The 16,037-nt window shown below is 43.0% G+C and carries 11 protein-coding genes; 9 read left to right on the forward strand and 2 right to left on the reverse strand.

What is annotated here, in order from left to right; all coding sequences use genetic code 11:
* Positions 1-44: 44 nt before the first annotated feature.
* A complete protein-coding gene (locus DLD82_RS09670) occupies positions 45-4,004 on the forward strand; it encodes a PKD domain-containing protein (protein WP_181391360.1) in 3,960 nt (1,319 codons plus the stop codon).
* Positions 4,005-4,443: 439 nt separating this feature from the next.
* Complete coding sequence (locus DLD82_RS09675; protein ID WP_146199751.1) at positions 4,444-4,632, forward strand: hypothetical protein; 189 nt, start codon at positions 4,444-4,446, stop codon at positions 4,630-4,632.
* 71 nt (positions 4,633-4,703) lie between these two features.
* Here the strand turns inward: DLD82_RS09675 and DLD82_RS19570 are convergent, their stop codons facing one another.
* Together DLD82_RS19570 and DLD82_RS09685 are read right to left on the reverse strand one after the other, a co-directional pair.
* Entirely contained in the window at positions 4,704-4,913 is a 210-nt protein-coding gene (locus DLD82_RS19570) for a HepT-like ribonuclease domain-containing protein (protein ID WP_219968340.1), read from the reverse strand.
* A gap of 239 nt (positions 4,914-5,152) precedes the next feature.
* Entirely contained in the window at positions 5,153-5,368 is a 216-nt protein-coding gene (locus DLD82_RS09685) for a nucleotidyltransferase family protein (RefSeq protein ID WP_219968326.1), read from the reverse strand.
* Between the two features lie 196 nt (positions 5,369-5,564).
* Between DLD82_RS09685 and DLD82_RS09690 the strand changes: the two genes are divergently transcribed.
* The 7 genes from DLD82_RS09690 (at position 5,565) to DLD82_RS09725 (ending at position 15,977) form a co-directional block, all read left to right on the forward strand.
* The gene (locus tag DLD82_RS09690) at positions 5,565-5,822 is read left to right on the forward strand and encodes a DUF7557 family protein (protein ID WP_109940917.1); all 258 of its coding nucleotides are present in this window, start codon (positions 5,565-5,567) and stop codon (positions 5,820-5,822) included.
* Complete coding sequence (locus tag DLD82_RS19575) at positions 5,822-6,091, forward strand: type II toxin-antitoxin system RelE family toxin (protein ID WP_109941068.1); 270 nt, start codon at positions 5,822-5,824, stop codon at positions 6,089-6,091. Before DLD82_RS09690 ends, DLD82_RS19575 begins: the two co-directional genes overlap by 1 nt.
* Positions 6,092-6,460: 369 nt before the next feature.
* Positions 6,461-8,584, forward strand: coding sequence for a PKD domain-containing protein (locus DLD82_RS09705; RefSeq protein ID WP_109940919.1), 2,124 nt, complete (start codon positions 6,461-6,463; stop codon positions 8,582-8,584).
* Positions 8,585-8,673: 89 nt separating this feature from the next.
* Entirely contained in the window at positions 8,674-10,284 is a 1,611-nt protein-coding gene (locus tag DLD82_RS09710) for an ATP-binding protein (protein ID WP_109940920.1), read from the forward strand.
* 50 nt (positions 10,285-10,334) lie between these two features.
* Entirely contained in the window at positions 10,335-11,945 is a 1,611-nt protein-coding gene (locus tag DLD82_RS09715; RefSeq protein ID WP_109940921.1) for a P-loop NTPase family protein, read from the forward strand.
* Between the two features lie 94 nt (positions 11,946-12,039).
* A complete protein-coding gene (locus DLD82_RS09720) occupies positions 12,040-15,096 on the forward strand; it encodes a DEAD/DEAH box helicase (protein ID WP_109940922.1) in 3,057 nt (1,018 codons plus the stop codon).
* The gene (locus DLD82_RS09725; protein ID WP_109940923.1) at positions 15,093-15,977 is read left to right on the forward strand and encodes an SWIM zinc finger family protein; all 885 of its coding nucleotides are present in this window, start codon (positions 15,093-15,095) and stop codon (positions 15,975-15,977) included. Before DLD82_RS09720 ends, DLD82_RS09725 begins: the two co-directional genes overlap by 4 nt.
* The last annotated feature ends 60 nt before the right edge of the window (positions 15,978-16,037 follow it).

Raw genomic sequence — 16,037 nt, forward strand, 5'->3', positions numbered from 1 at the left:
AAATTGTGAAACATAATAAAATCATAAATCCTTCGAGAGAATGCGTGAAAGAACCGGGCATTTCAGAAGTAATTGCAGCGATATTACTTATCGGAGTTGTTGTTGGTGCAATGGCAATTGTAGGGGTGATTGTTACACAGAATATTAATCCGACAAAAATTCCGGTAATGGACTTTGAAGCATGCATTAAAGATAATACCACCTTGTATCTCTATCACTTGGGAGGGGATCCATTAAAACCAGGAGAAGAAGGTGCAAATTTTTATGTAAACCTCCTTGATGAAAATAATAATAAAATCAAGTCAATAAATCTGATGCCATGGATCAAGGATTCCTGGTCATCTGGTAATGTTTTACCGATTAATACCGAACTTCATCCAATTAATGATCCGGTTACCAAAAAAGTTCAAATTGTAACTTTTGATGGAACTGGAGAAAACCTCATTGAATGGGCTGAAATTGATAGTTGTTATGGATTAGGAGGTTTCGGCCCAGGTTGTTTAGGGCGGGTCTTTGCTGAATTTGATGCAGATCGCAAAACAGGCCCAAAACCTCTGCCGGTAACATTTACAGATAAATCCTCATATGATGATCCCCACTATCCAATAACATTTCGAGAATGGAATTTTGGTGATGGGACACCTATTTCGAATGAGGTGAATCCATCTCATCCGTTCACAAATGATGGAACATACCTTGTTCGGTTGCGAGTATATAATGAATGTGGAAGTGATGAAGTTGCTCACCCAATAACGGTTGGAGAAGGACTTTGTCCTCCGGTTACTGCTGATTTTGATACAGATCCGGATCCTCCCGTTATTACTGGTCCTGAAGTTTCAGGTCTTGATGTCACATTTACTGATAAATCTGAACCATCTGGGAATATTACCCGCTGGGAATGGGATTTTGGTGATGGAAAAACCTATATCGGACAAAACCCTCCAACTCATCATTATTCAATGGGAATATATTGGGCCAGTTTGACTGTATATAATGGTTGTGGTGAATGGGACACAGATCAGGTTCAGGTATCTGTTACCAGTGAGAGTGATTGTTATGTCACCCCATCATTTTCCGCCGATCCACAATCCGGTTCATCGCCACTGACGGTCACTTTTGAGGATCACTCTTTCACAAGCAGGGGATGGATTGATCGGTGGGACTGGGATTTTGGAAACGGAAACACACATTCTGGTAAGAACCCACCAGATCAGATATATGAATACGAGGGACCGGGTGATAAAACATTCACTGTTACCCTGACAGTTCATAACACCTGTGGTGCAGAAGGAACTACCTCTCAGACAATAACAGTCCACCCCCCCTGTGAACCAGCCTATGCAGACTTTTCCTGGGATATCCCGCTGGATACAGAACCATATATTGTTCAGTTCCATTCGCCGGAACAGAATTGTGGAAGTCTGGATTGTGAATTTGATATTGTAGACTGGGAATGGGACTTTGAAGATGGATTAGGTAATACCTCCGGGGATCGTCAACCCCCTCATACCTTCCCAATCGGGTATGATCCTACAGGCAAGTATGTCACGTTAACCGTCTGGAATAATGATCCCTGTCACAGTAGTGGCTCAATCAGGAAGCAATTGGACTTTGACTGCCCGGTTCTCGAACCTAATTTCACCGCTGAGCCAAATAGCGGACCTCCCGGACTTGAGGTTAACTTTACCGATTACTCCAAAGAACAGGAAGATATCAAAAAATGGCGATGGATTTTCGGAGATACTACCCAACCATACGAGAGCTCTGATCCATCTGATCATACTCCTCCCCCTCATACATACTCAGATACGGTTCCCAGAATTTATACCGTCGTGCTACAACTTCAGAATAGTTGTGGACAAACATTTTCGACTTCAAGGGAAATTTCAGTAACAGGAGAGGCCTCAATATCAGGTCATCTCTGGGATGATCGGAATGATAACGGTAGTGAAGATCCAGGGGAGCTACCATTAGTTGGTTGGACTGTAAATCTTGAAAAGAGACAAGGTAGTAACTGGATATTTCAGGAATCAACTATGACCGATTCATCAGGAAATTACCAGTTTAATCCAGATGTTGCAACAGCAGTTTTTCGAGTAAAAATAGATTATCCATCCGGAGAGCTCTGGAAGACAACATACTCATATCGGTCAGATAGGGATAGAATAAGTGGTTTGCTTTCAATCGGTGCCGATAGAACGTTAACAGGGGTAGACTTTGGAAATGTTATGTGGAAAACATCCTCAATCTGGGTTCCGGCATATTTCAAGTATAATGGCCCTCCTTCATCATGGCAAACATTTTATTATCCGTCAAGTTGGCCATTTGATTATACCACTTCATATGACTCAAATGTAAAGAAACTCTATAAGCGTTCTGGAAGTAATCCTCAACCCTTCACCTCTCCGATTTCCTATAGTGCCTGGGGGAATTCAAGTTTTGTTCTTATTCCTGGTTTCTACAATTTATACTATAAAACGAGTACACAACCCAATACTGGTAGGTATTGGTTGGAGTGGTGGGATTACCGTGGATCACGATCATATGGGTTCAATTATCTAGTTCCAGACAACACCATAATGAATGATTGGACTAATTTAAATTTATACTATCCAACAGATCCATCAAAATTTTTTGAAGTTTTTCTCCCGAGAGAAAACGAAATAATTCCCCTTTCAACGAATTCATACATTGAGGTTCATTACGTAGGCCCATATGAAAAACAAACAAGTGGCAATACAAATTGTAAATTATATCTTCCAGATGGTACGATAATTGGTTTGCCATATGACAGTACTTTAGGATATAACAAAGGTTATTGGGATAATACGAATTGGGAAGGAGAAACAATAACACTTGAAGTAAGGGATTTACTTACATCAAACCCTCCAGCTACAGAATATGCATACAGGAATGTAACAATTGATTGGGAACCACTTACTGTTACAATCGATCCACCAACATCCGAAGCAACTGCTCCCCAGATACAGGGAATCACCACCGTAACCGGAACCGTATCAGGAAAATGGCGTGACAACAACAATGTTTTCCTCATTGTGAATAATAATGAAACCATTCCCATGAACTTTATCTCGGAAACAACCACAACATCTACATTCAGTGCTTCATTCGACGCTGAACCATATGCTGGTTTGACGATTCCATTGATAATCAGGGCGTTTCCTGTAGCCGGTCACGGAGACATGGTTGAGTCAGCAGAATATCTTGCAGATGTCCTTTCTAAACTCCCCCTCGTGGCAGATTTTACTGCTGATCCCTGGACAGGGCCTGTCCCAATCTGGGTTGCGTTTACAGATACTTCAGAAGGAGGAGCTAACTGGTGGCAATGGGATTTCGATGACGGAAACACTTCTTCAGTGCAAAATCCAATAACACATTATTCAGTCCCTGAAAATTATTCAGTCACGCTTGAGGTAAGAAACATTACGGGAGCATCAGACACAATTTCTAAGTGGGTGAACCTTACCGGTTTGTGGCATAAGGTTGAAGTTAACTCAAACCGGTTCAGTTATCTTAAATCAGGTGGGGAAGTTCGTTGGATAGCTACTGTGGATAATTCTCTGATAACGGTGAACAATTCAGTTTATTCAATCATGGCAGATGATACTGTTCGTTTGGTCTTAAATTCAAATCTTCCGAATACTCAGGATAATAGAATTGAACTCGGTGGTGGGATTACTACCTGCAATCTTTCGAATGTATCTCTATCCATCAATGGAATACTGGTGGATAGTGGATCCTGTAAGGATGTTTTCATGCCTGATTATCAAAATTTCCATTCAAACCTTCAATTGGTTGCTGAAAGGAATTCAACGAAATACGCCATGATAAAATGGGATAACGATGAATGGAGGACAATCAGTAAGACAAGAGATCTTAATGTATTAGATCTTATGCCCGACTGGGATAAAACCATGACCCTATATCTTAGTGACGGTTTTACTACTTTTGATGGTTGGGCCTCTGATTATACACCCAAATAATTTTTTGGAGATTTTTGTGCCAAATTCAGTAAAAATGAAAGATGATAAACCAGAAAAATCAAAAATTTTCAATGTTGCTGAACGAACACTTAAAAGAAAATAACTGTATAATTCTGCTTCAATCATTTTTCATCCCCCTTTGTAATAACTAAATAGTCATAGAGAAATCGATATTGATATCCAGATAATCAAATGGTTAATCCCTTGAAAAAGGAAGCTGCTCGAAAGTGGATAAGACAATAAAACTCTCTTCACTCGAAAACATATTTAATATTCTTAAGGATAGGTACCTGGAGTGTATTCAATGAATCCGGATACCTTACTTGAGGAATTTCAAAAAGATCTGGGTTCCACTCCTGAAAAAACGATACAATCCTGAAAAAATCATCTTTTTTGGTTCACAGGCAAAAAAACCTCTCATGAAGGTTCAGATGTGGATGTGATTCTGGTATCAGAGTATTTCTCATCGATTCCGTTTATTTCACGAATGACTGATGTCTTATTGAATGTACCTTTCCGGATTCATGTTGATTATATCTGTTACACTCCGGAAGAATTCAGTCGTCTATCAGAGACCTCGGCCATTGTAAAAGAGGCTTTAGAAGGCCCGGTAATAGCATTGGTGTGAATAATTTCTACCTTCTTTTGGTTACGTACTGTCACTGGAAATATAATAATCTAAAATAGTCACGACTTGGATTATTGACTCGAATAATCACAAAGAACCCTATACAACTGGGCCTTCAGTGGATCTAATTCATTGGAAATTATATCCCAGACTATTACCCAATTGATGGAAAAATAACCGTGGATAATCCTGTCTCGAACCCCCACTATCTCTTTCCATGGAATATCCGGATACTTGTCTTTCGTTTCCTGGGAAATATTTCTGGAAGCTTCTCCTATAATTTATAAGGCTCTGGAAACCATGTGCTGGAGGTCTTCATTTTCATTGAGATCATCCTGTGTTTTTGTATTACATTTTTCTCTGATATACTCTATTTCATGAATAATGTGATCAATGAACACGGTATCTCTTTTCATAACCAGATGACCTCACATTCAATATCCGGCCGGATTCTTTGATCAAGTGAATGTTCGGTAATTAACTCGACTTTTCTCCCAAATATTTCTTCCAGATAAAAAATTCAATGTATAAAGGGCCTGAACCATTCCCTTCCTTCTTCAAATGATACCAATAGATCAATATCACTCGTGGGTCCTGCTTCATCACGTGCAAAGGAGCCAAATAATCCAAGTCTTGATATTCCATATTGTTTTTTGATTTTTGGAGCTTCTTTTCGAAGTTGATCCAATAAATCCGAACGACTCAGGATATTCTCTGATATTTGGACCATAACCATTACTTTGTTTCTTCTATGAAATAATCTATTTTTCTGGATATCTCTTGATTAAAATAACCTTCATGACGCCGTTCACACACTTATACCGGGATTTCACGAATGAATACCATTTCATTCTCATCACGAATAATGAATTCAAAGTGAAAAATAGTTCACAATCAAAACTATAATCTGCTATGGTCCACTATAGTGAGATATGGGTACTACAACAATTCAGGTAGGAACTGAAACCAAAGAGAAATTAAACGGACTGAAAATTCATCCCAGGGAAACATATGACGAATTAATTAATAGATTAGCGGATGCGGCATATGATGACGAATCACTTTCGGTTAAGGAACTAGAAGAAATACGGGCCAGTGAACAGGACATAAAAACCGGAAAGGTACGTGATATGTTTGAGATCATGAAGGATCTTGGAGATGACAAGGAAATCCAATCTTTGGAGAAATGATGGGATATAGGGTTCAATTCACTCACAGGGCTGAAAAAACGTTTGTCACATTACCTCAACATATTCGGATAAGAATTGAAAAAGCTTTGAATAATTTCTCTCAAGTCCCTTTCTATCATCAGGATGTTAAAAAGGTCCGAGGTTGTCCTCCGGATAAACCAAGATATAGGATGAGGATTGGCGAATACAGGGTTACATTTCGAATTATTCAGAATCGGTTAATCATTTGTGTAGTTGCTCTCGGAAAAAAGGAGAATTTTGAGTATTGAATGAGGTCAGGACCCAGAGATTTGGTATTAATATCTGGATATTTTCAGTTATTTTCAGAATATGGCTGGTCCGGTAAGACGAGGGCATGGAATTTTGGATACTTATTATTCTCCAAATATGGCATTTTTTACCAATATTTTTCAGTTTTTATCGCAAACTTAGTGCTTACCATTAGATTACATGCCATATTTCTCCTCATCATCTGAAAAACCATTTACTGCTCCACAAAATTCCCTGCCTAAACCTGATGTGATATTTCCTATGGTTTATATTATCTCATGTGCAAATACTATCTTTAATATATCTGCAAACTCCCCTCTTATCCTAATTATCCTGTCATTATCGCAATAAATATCACACTCCCTGAGGTGAAAATCATAACAGATCTGTACGATGCCGGAATCAATCTTTATAAAGAAGGTGAGTATGAAAAAGCGGCTGAAAAATTTGTTAAATTATTAGACTTTGACAAAACAAATCCAAAAGCCTGGAATGCTCTCGGTATTTGTCTTTCAAAGATGGAGGACTACCAAAAAGCACGGACCTGTTTTATCAATGCAATGAAATTTGACCCGGACAATCCGGTCTACTTAAAAAATCTTAAAAAAACAACTGAAAAAATCCGACCAACAAAGCCTGAAGAACCAAAAACCTCTATTTTAAAACAAATCCGCAGGACATTATCTGAATTTAATATTGGAACAACTGAATACACCTGCCTGCTCATTGGATTTATCCTGCTTGGGATATATTTCCTCACTCCTTTAGCCGGTATTATCGTCCCCTCTCCAACTCATGAGATAATTGGAATCTGTGGAATCATATTCATCTTCTTCTTTCTAATCACCGCTCTCATGAAATACCTCCAGTTCCTTGGAGTGAAACGAATTCACTTCATAATTACCCTTATCGCAATACTCATCGTCGCTTTTCCCATCTTTCACCTCTTAAATTTATCCGGATCAAAAGAATTAATTCCGGCAAATCTGTCTGAATTTCATGAAAGGACTTATGAACCTTTGATTACACCCGATGAACCCTCAAATATTGATCCCTATGCTATCATGGCATCAGCAGATACCGGCAAAAATGAGACGCTCGCACCGGAACCAGTCCTGAATAAACACTGCACAAAACCAACACCTCTCTTCGAGTACCAGATCGTGAGCATTGACCCGTACATGGTACAGTTCATCGATAAAACAGACACATTACTCTCCCCTTCCTCAGTCAACTGGGATTTTGGTGATAATACCATTTCAGCAGAAAAAACTCCTGTCCATGAATACCCCAGACTTGGATCGTATGCCGTAAACCTCACCGTCCGGAATGACTGCGGAGATACTGACTCACTGGTCCGGACCATTCATCCGGTCTATGCAAACCTCACTCCAAACATTCTCATCAATCCGGTTCAGGGCAATGTTCCGCTGACTATATCCTGCACAGACCTTTCATCCCCCTTTTCTGAAATATCCTCATGGAGGTGGACATTTGGTGACGGGGCGGTCTATGAAACAGGCAGCCCGGAAAACCGCAACAGTACCCATACCTATCAAAAAAGCGGAACATATTATGTAACCCTCACGGTCGAAAACCGGTATCATCAGCAATTCATCACCACCGGACAGGTAACAGCGAAAAGCTATGGGATTATATCCGGATATCTCTGGAGTGATGACAACAGGAATGGTATCCGGGAAGATACAGAACAGAACCTGACCGGATGGCATGTAATTCTTGAGAAAAAGCAGGACAACGGGTGGGTCCCGGTAGAAACCAGGTCAACTGATACCCTTGGGACCTACCACTTTACCATTACAGATACCGGTGGAACATACCGGGTCAGGGTTTTCTACCCTCCCTCAAAAATTTTTGAGATAACAAATCCGGATAACACCATACTCCCCAATGTATCAGGATCACTCCGGCTATATAATCCAGAAGATATGCACCAACAAAACTTCGGGATTCTTGAGACCTACCCGGACCAGTATCATGAAGTATCACTCATTACATCCCGGACAGGGCACATCAATGCAGGAGGGAAGATACGGTGGCAACAGGATGGGGATGATGGGTCTATCATCGTGAACGGCACTACGTATTCAATGAAAGATGGCAGTATCGATGAAATTTCGTATTTCGCCCCGTCGAACTCATCACATATCTCAATCGCCGGAGACCTCCATGCACAAAATCTCTCGAATGTCTCCTTCATGATGGATAAAACACTTATTGATTCAGGTGAGTGCAGTTATCTGGAATCATCATCCGAATCCGGGTATCATACCACACTAACGCTTACCCTGAACCCTGAACGGGAATCAGACGTTTCCCTCATTTGGGACGGAAAGGAAATCCCCGTCAGCTGGCGTGAAAAAATAACAATAATCGGCCTCACTCCTATGGAAAACCAGAAGATGGAACTTGAATTGCGTCCGGATCAGGTGTTTTTTATTGGCCGAGCAGAGTCATATGAGATAACCTGATTTCACCTATTTTTTAATTCTTATTCGTTTTATCAATACGGAAAAGAAAAGACAAATAATTATTCATGTATCTGTCATTAAGTACAATCATGAGGTTTTTCAATACTGCCGGTCCGGTCAATCCAACAGATCATTACTATCTGGATCCTCTCTCCCGGTTTGATCTTGAAGAAATTCTGAACCTGATACAACAGAAAAAATATTTTGTCCTCCACGCTCCCCGGCAGACCGGTAAAACCTCATCATTACTTGCCTTACAGGAGTATCTGAATGCCGGATCGGAATTTAAGGCACTATATATGAATGTAGAGCGTGCACAACCTGCACGTGAAAATATTGCACAGGGAATCCATGCTATCATTGATGAAATATTTGATAGGTGTGCCAGCAACCACATTATTCCTGACCCCCGAGTTCTAATTGATGGATTATGGGATCAATATAATGAACTGAGCGTTTTAAGTACTGTTTTTAGTCGTTTAAGCATTGCATCAACCCTGCCTGTGGTAATCCTTCTGGATGAGATCGATTCTCTGGTAGGTGACACTCTGATTTCTGTTCTTCGGCAGATAAGGGGTTCTTACGATCGAAGACCAGATCGGTTTCCCCAGTCAATTATTCTCTGTGGAGTTCGGGACGTTCGTGACTACCGGATTTATTCTGACCAGGAAAAATCCATCATCACTGGTGGCAGTGCGTTCAATATCAAAGCAGAATCGCTCCGTCTGGGTAATTTTTCCAAAGGAGAGGCCAAAAGCCTTTGTCTGCAACATACTGAAGAGACCGGCCAGCAATTTGAACTGGAAGCACTTGAAAAAATCTGGGAAAATTCACAGGGTCAACCCTGGCTAGTCAACGCCCTTGGATACGAGGTCTGTTTTAAAATGGATGCCGGGAAGAATCGTTCTGTTCCAATATCTCCCGGAATGATAGAAGAAGCAAAATCCCGGCTGATTCTTCGTCATGAAACTCACCTTGACCAGCTTGCTGACAAACTCCGGGAAGAACGGGTACGTCGGATTGTGGAACCAATGATTGAAGGCACATCGGTTGACTCCACCATTAACGATGATGATCTCTCATATGTCATGGATCTTGGCCTTGTAACCCGTGGACCGGACGGTCTGCAGATTGCAAACCCTATCTACCGTGAGGTCATTCCCCGTCAGTTGACGACAATTACAAGTTATAATCTTGAAGCAACCATTCCTCGTGCACCTTTTATCCGGCCTGACGGCAGACTTGACACCCGGTATCTGTTTACCGAGTTCCAGCAGTTTTACCGCGAAAATTCCGGAAGCTGGCTTGAGATTGCCCAGTATCGTGAGGCCGGCCCCCAACTCCTGCTTATGGCTTTCCTGCAGCGGGTAGTCAATGGAGGTGGAAGAATTGAGCGTGAATATGGTCTTGGTCGGGGTAGACTTGACCTTCTTATTATCTGGCCGGTACAGTCTGGTGAAACCCAGCGGATCGTTATTGAATGCAAAGTCCTTCATCATTCACTTGAAAAAACCATTCGAGATGGTCTTTCCCAGACGTACCGGTATGCAGACACGTGCAGTGCAACTGAATCCCACCTGGTCATCTTTGACCGGACTCCGGGAAAATCCTGGGATGAGAAGATATTCAGCCGGGAGGAGGTATATTCCGGAACAGAGGATCATCCGGTGACTTTCCCTGTTACAGTCTGGGGTATGTGAAAATCCCTTTTTGAAAAACATTATTCCGGTATCTGTCGTTAAGTACAATCATGAGGTTTTTCAATACTGCCGGTCCGGTCAATCCAGCAGATCATTACTGTCTTGATCCCCTATCCCGGTTTGATCTTGAGGAAATCTTCTCCCTTATCAGACAGAAAAAATATTTTGTTCTTCATGCTCCCCGGCAGACCGGAAAGACCTCATGTATGCTTGCCCTGATGCAGTATCTGAATGATACCGGGGAATACCTGTCATTATACACAAATATTGAAAGTGCCCAGGCTGCACGTGAAGATGTAACTGGTGGAATACGTTCAGTTATGAGTTCAATTGGAATATATGCCCGTGACTTTTTAGGTAATCAGTTCGTCCTTGATCATGATAATGAAATACTGCAGGAAAGAGGGGCCTATAATGCACTTGAGGAAGTCCTAAGTCGATGGTCCAGCCATGAACAATTACCAATCGTGCTCATCATTGATGAGGTAGATGCACTGATTGGAGATACTCTCATCTCTCTTCTCCGCCAGCTTCGTTCAGGATATTCTCGCAGACCGGCAAACTTTCCTTCATCTATAATCCTTTGTGGAGTCCGGGACGTTCGTGACTATCGGATTTATTCAGACCAGGAAAAATCCATCATCACCGGAGGCAGTGCGTTCAATATCAAAGCAGAATCGCTTCGCCTGGGCAATTTTTCCAAAATAGAAGTCAAATCCCTTTGTCTGCAACATACTGAAGAGACCGGACAGAAATTTGAACCGGAAGCACTTGAAAAAATCTGGGAAAATTCACAGGGTCAACCCTGGCTAGTCAACGCCCTTGGATACGAGGTCTGTTTTAAAATGGAAACCGGGAAGAACCGTTCTGTTTCAATATCTCCCGGAATGATAGAAGAAGCAAAAACCCGGCTGATTCTTCGTCACGAAACTCACCTTGATCAGCTTGCTGACAAACTCCGGGAAGAGCGTGTAAGGCGGATCGTAGAGCCAATGATTGAAGGAACATCGGTTGACTCCACCATCAACGATGATGATCTCTCATATGTGATGGACTTAGGTCTTGTAACCCGTGGACCGGATGGTCTTCAGATTGCAAATTCAATCTATCGTGAGGTCATCCCTCGTCAGTTAACGACAATTACAAGTTATAATCTTGAAGCAACTATTCCTCGTGCACCTTTTATCCGGCCTGACGGCAGACTTGACACCCGGTACCTGTTTACAGAGTTCCAGCAGTTTTACCGCGAAAATTCCGGAAGCTGGCTTGAGATTGCCCAGTATCGTGAGGCCGGCCCCCAGCTCCTGCTCATGGCTTTTTTGCAGCGGGTAGTTAATGGAGGTGGAAGAATTGAGCGTGAATATGGTCTTGGGCGGGGCAGACTTGACCTTCTTATTATCTGGTCGGTTCAGTCTGGTGAAACCCAGCGGATCGTTATTGAATGCAAAGTCCTTCATCATTCATATGAAAAAACCATTCGAGATGGTCTTTCCCAGACGTACCGGTATGCAGACACGTGCAGCGCAACTGAATCCCACCTGGTCATCTTTGACCGGACCCCGGAAAAACCCTGGGATGAGAAGATATTCAATACGGAGGAAGTATATTCCGGAACAGAAGATCATCCGGTTATGTTCCTGGTCACCGTCTGGGGCATGTGAAATATCCGGATTTTCAGATCCGGTCGGATAAAATACCCTGGGTTTTTGATATCACAGGTATACCATTTAACGAAATATTGTCCATGTGGTCGCAATGAAATATCTTCACGCAGTGTATGATCCAATAGTCCCGGAAAACCTCCTTTTCTTTGGAGAAGATTATTCCCGGACAACTCCTAAAAAACGAGGAAGAAAACCCAAAACCAGTCCGGAACCCACTCATCCGAATGGCATCACCGTTGATGAACTACATAATTTCGTCTATGGTTCTGATAAACCCGCAACTCCTCAAGTCTCCGTGATTTCACTATCTCTTCCCGTTTCAGGTAATAATCCCCTTTCACCGGACGATCCGCTTCTCGAAGGGGATATCACCTATGCTCCATTCCAGTATCCGGCACTGGTCGTTCCGATAGATCTCCTCTCTTCGATTCTCGATAATTCTGAACGTTTTGACCATAATGGCATCATATTATCTGACAGTATCCGTTTTTACCAGACTTTGTATTCATTAGCCCTTGAATTTGTCTCTCGTGAACTCTTCCTTCCGGAAATTGATGATTCCGGTCCTACCGGAAGATGGTGCGGGTTTTTTGGGCCGGATGAAAGAGAACGACTTTCCTCTCTTGTTGAAGCGATGCCCGGAATCTGTTTTGCATTCGCTAAAAAGACCATAAACCCGGATACGATACTCATATCTTTTATCAATGACAGTATCAATGGAATCGTAAAGAAAGCCCTGAGTAATAGTCCTTCTCCTGTCCGTGGACGCGCAAAACCGGGCAAAAATTATCTGGCCAACTGGGTTCTTTCGCTCTGGCAACAGGAATTACCTGCTGATCCTCTCATCCCTGACCCAAAAAATGCAAAGGAAATCACAACCTGGATATCACAGCCCCTGAAAAGTTCAGGATCCCGGAAATTTTACACCTGTCTGCGACTACTTGAACCCTCAGAAGGAACCTCTGATTTTCAGGTTCAGTTTTTAATCCGGGATGGTGAGGATCCGTCTCTTCTCATTCCCGCAGAGGAGATCTGGAAGAAAAAAACTGCCAGTTTTACCTATCTGAATCGTCGGTTTGACCGGCCGTCAGAACAGATGCTGTCAGATCTCTTTTGTGCAGGAAATATATTTGAACCCATCAAAAACGCCCTCCGGAAAAAAGCACCTTCAGGCATGGTTCTTGCAGGTGATCTGGTCTTTCCGTTTTTGCACGAGGCAGTCCCGCTATTACGGCAACAAAATATCCCTGTTCTTCTCCCTTCCTGGTGGAAAGATACCTCAAAACGACCTGTATTGAAGGTACTGGTAAAACCGAAAGAGAAAAAGAAATGGAAAAAGGGGATGGGATTTTTCACTCCCGATGCTCTGCTCTCCTATTCATGGGAGATATCAGTCGGTGACGTCATAATAAGCAGCGAGGAATTTTATAAACTCGTTGATCTGAAGATGCCGCTGGTCCGGATAGGGGGAAAGTGGGTTTCATTTAGTCCTGATGAAATTAAAAAGGCCATCAGCACTTTTGAACGGACATATCCGGATGGAGAAATGAACGGAATGGAGGCACTCCGGCTTGGTCTTTCTGGTCAGGATGAGCAGGGTTTACCTGTTGAAGTCACCGGAACTGACCGGGAGACAAAAAAACTCTTTTCACAGTTCCTTGGCGATGAAAAGCGTACTCTAACGTCCATCACCGTTCCAAAAACCTTTACCGGGGTACTTCGTCCATACCAGCAGAAAGGGCTCTCCTGGCTCTCCTTTGTTACCGGATATGGGCTTGGAGCATGTCTTGCTGATGATATGGGTCTTGGAAAAACAGTCCAGTACATTGCATATCTTCTTGCATGTAAAAAAGAAGGAATGACCGGAACCAGCCTGCTTATCTGCCCAATGTCACTGATTGGAAACTGGCAGCGGGAGATCAGCCGGTTTGCTCCCTCTCTTTTGATTCATGTTCATCATGGTCCGGGAAGAAAAACCGGTGATGACTTCATCAGTGCTGCAAAAGCCAGTGATATTGTGCTCTCAACGTACCAGATGGCGTACCGGGACCAGGCCCTTTTTGAGTCATGTACCTGGAACATGATTGTTCTGGATGAAGCACAGAACATAAAAAATTCCGAAACAAGGCAGACAAAAGCTATTCGTTCACTTCGGGGAGACCGCAGAATTGCTCTTACCGGAACACCGGTTGAAAACCGCCTGACCGAACTCTGGTCTATCATGGAATTTTTAAATCCAGGGTACCTGGGAACTGAAAAAATCTTTGAACGGACCTATAGTTCTCTTATTGAAAAATACCATGACAAGGAGGCTGCAGAGCGTCTGTCACGTCTTGTTCAGCCATTTATTCTCCGGCGTGTAAAGACAGATAAGTCAATCATCGCAGACCTTCCGGAAAAGAATATCATGCGGAGATACTGCACGCTCACCACCGAGCAGGCAACCCTGTACCAGGCAATGGTGGAAAGTCTCCTCAAAGAAGTGGACGAAGCAGAAGGAATTACACGAAGGGCGAAGATTCTGACTGCACTCCTCAGGCTGAAACAGATCTGCAATCATCCGGATGCATTTCTCGACGACGGAAAGATGGTTCCGGAGAGATCAGGAAAGATAAGTCTCCTCTTTTCCCTGCTTGAAGAGGTTCTCATTGCCGGCGATGCAGCGGTTCTATTCACCCAGTTCTCATCATTCGGGGAAAAATTAGTCTCCCTTATTCAGAAAACATTCCATGATGAGGTTCTGTTTCTCCACGGCAAAACTCCCCGGAAGACACGGGATGAGATGGTGCAGCAGTTTGCCCATCCGCATGGTCCGAAACTTTTTGTCCTCTCACTAAAAGCGGGTGGGGTTGGCCTGAATCTGACCCGTGCAAATCATGTGTTTCATGTTGACCGGTGGTGGAATCCGGCGGTGGAAGACCAGGCTACAGACCGGGCATATCGTATCGGTCAGAAGAAAAATGTATCAGTTCACCTGCTCATCAGTGCCGGTACCATCGAAGAGCGTATTGACCTGCTGATTAATGAGAAAAGAAAACTCGCCGGAAGTATCATCGGTACCGGAGAAGACTGGATTACCTCGCTTTCAACCGATGAACTCCGGGATCTCATGAGTTTAAGGGGAGAACTAATCGGGGGTGAATCATGAGTTATTGGTATTTTCCAAAGAGCAGTCCACGTCCGGTAAAAGATGGAATTAAGACTGCAAGCAAAAGGGGGGCTATCGGAGAACAGTGGTGGTCAAAACGGTTTATTGATGCTCTTCATCAGATGGGGATGGACAACCGCCTGGCACGTGGAAGGACATATGCCAGAAAAGGGCAGGTAATGAGGCTTGATATATCCGGTGGAGTTGTAACCGCAGCAGTCCAGGGATCAGCCTCAAAACCATACCAGATATCAATCAGCATCAGCCACTGGAATGAGAAGGAATGGAAGAATGTTCTATCTGCTATTAGTGAACAGGCACTTTATTCTGCCCAGATGCTTGCCGGAGAAATGCCTCATGAAATCGAGGGGATAGTAGAAAAGGCAGGGGCAATCCTCTTTCCACGTGATGGTCGTGACCTGAAAACAAGTTGTTCGTGTCCGGATTATGCAAACCCCTGTAAACACATCGCAGCGGTGCATTACATTCTGGCTGAACAGTTTGACAAGGATCCTTTCTTGATCTTTGCAATGAGGGGGATGGGAAAAGATAACCTTCTGGATGCCCTGAGGCAGGAAAGGGGGATGGCAGAACCTGAAATGCCTGATGAAACACCACTCATACCGGAAGTTACCCGTCCGGTCGTTTCAGGAGCCGGGTTTTTTTCCATGAGAAAACCCCTTGATTGCATCGAAATTCATCTGACCAGGCAGGCAGAGGTAAAAGGAGGACTTATCCGGTCACTTGGACCTTCTCCGGGTAAGATCGGAAAGAATGACGTTGCAGATCTGATTGCGAAAGCCTACGTGATTGCTCCTGAATATGTCTCACGGCTTGTACATGGGAACCTGGAGAAAGATGGCAGGGATAAGAAGGATTAATTCAAAAATCACAGTTTTACCCGATCCTACCTGAAGGTTGGAAAAAGATTTTACCTCATA

The sequence above is a fragment of the Methanospirillum stamsii genome, from assembly GCF_003173335.1.
Taxonomy (GTDB): domain Archaea; phylum Halobacteriota; class Methanomicrobia; order Methanomicrobiales; family Methanospirillaceae; genus Methanospirillum; species Methanospirillum stamsii.

Coding starts and splice junctions, on each gene's coding strand:
- DLD82_RS09685 (WP_219968326.1), bottom strand. CDS start 5,368: ATGGTTATGGTCCAAATATCAGAGAATATCCTGAGTCGTTCGGATTTA.
- DLD82_RS09690 (WP_109940917.1), top strand. CDS start 5,565: ATGGGTACTACAACAATTCAGGTAGGAACTGAAACCAAAGAGAAATTA.
- DLD82_RS19575 (WP_109941068.1), top strand. CDS start 5,822: ATGGGATATAGGGTTCAATTCACTCACAGGGCTGAAAAAACGTTTGTC.
- DLD82_RS09710 (WP_109940920.1), top strand. CDS start 8,674: ATGAGGTTTTTCAATACTGCCGGTCCGGTCAATCCAACAGATCATTAC.
- DLD82_RS09715 (WP_109940921.1), top strand. CDS start 10,335: ATGAGGTTTTTCAATACTGCCGGTCCGGTCAATCCAGCAGATCATTAC.
- DLD82_RS09720 (WP_109940922.1), top strand. CDS start 12,040: ATGAAATATCTTCACGCAGTGTATGATCCAATAGTCCCGGAAAACCTC.
- DLD82_RS09725 (WP_109940923.1), top strand. CDS start 15,093: ATGAGTTATTGGTATTTTCCAAAGAGCAGTCCACGTCCGGTAAAAGAT.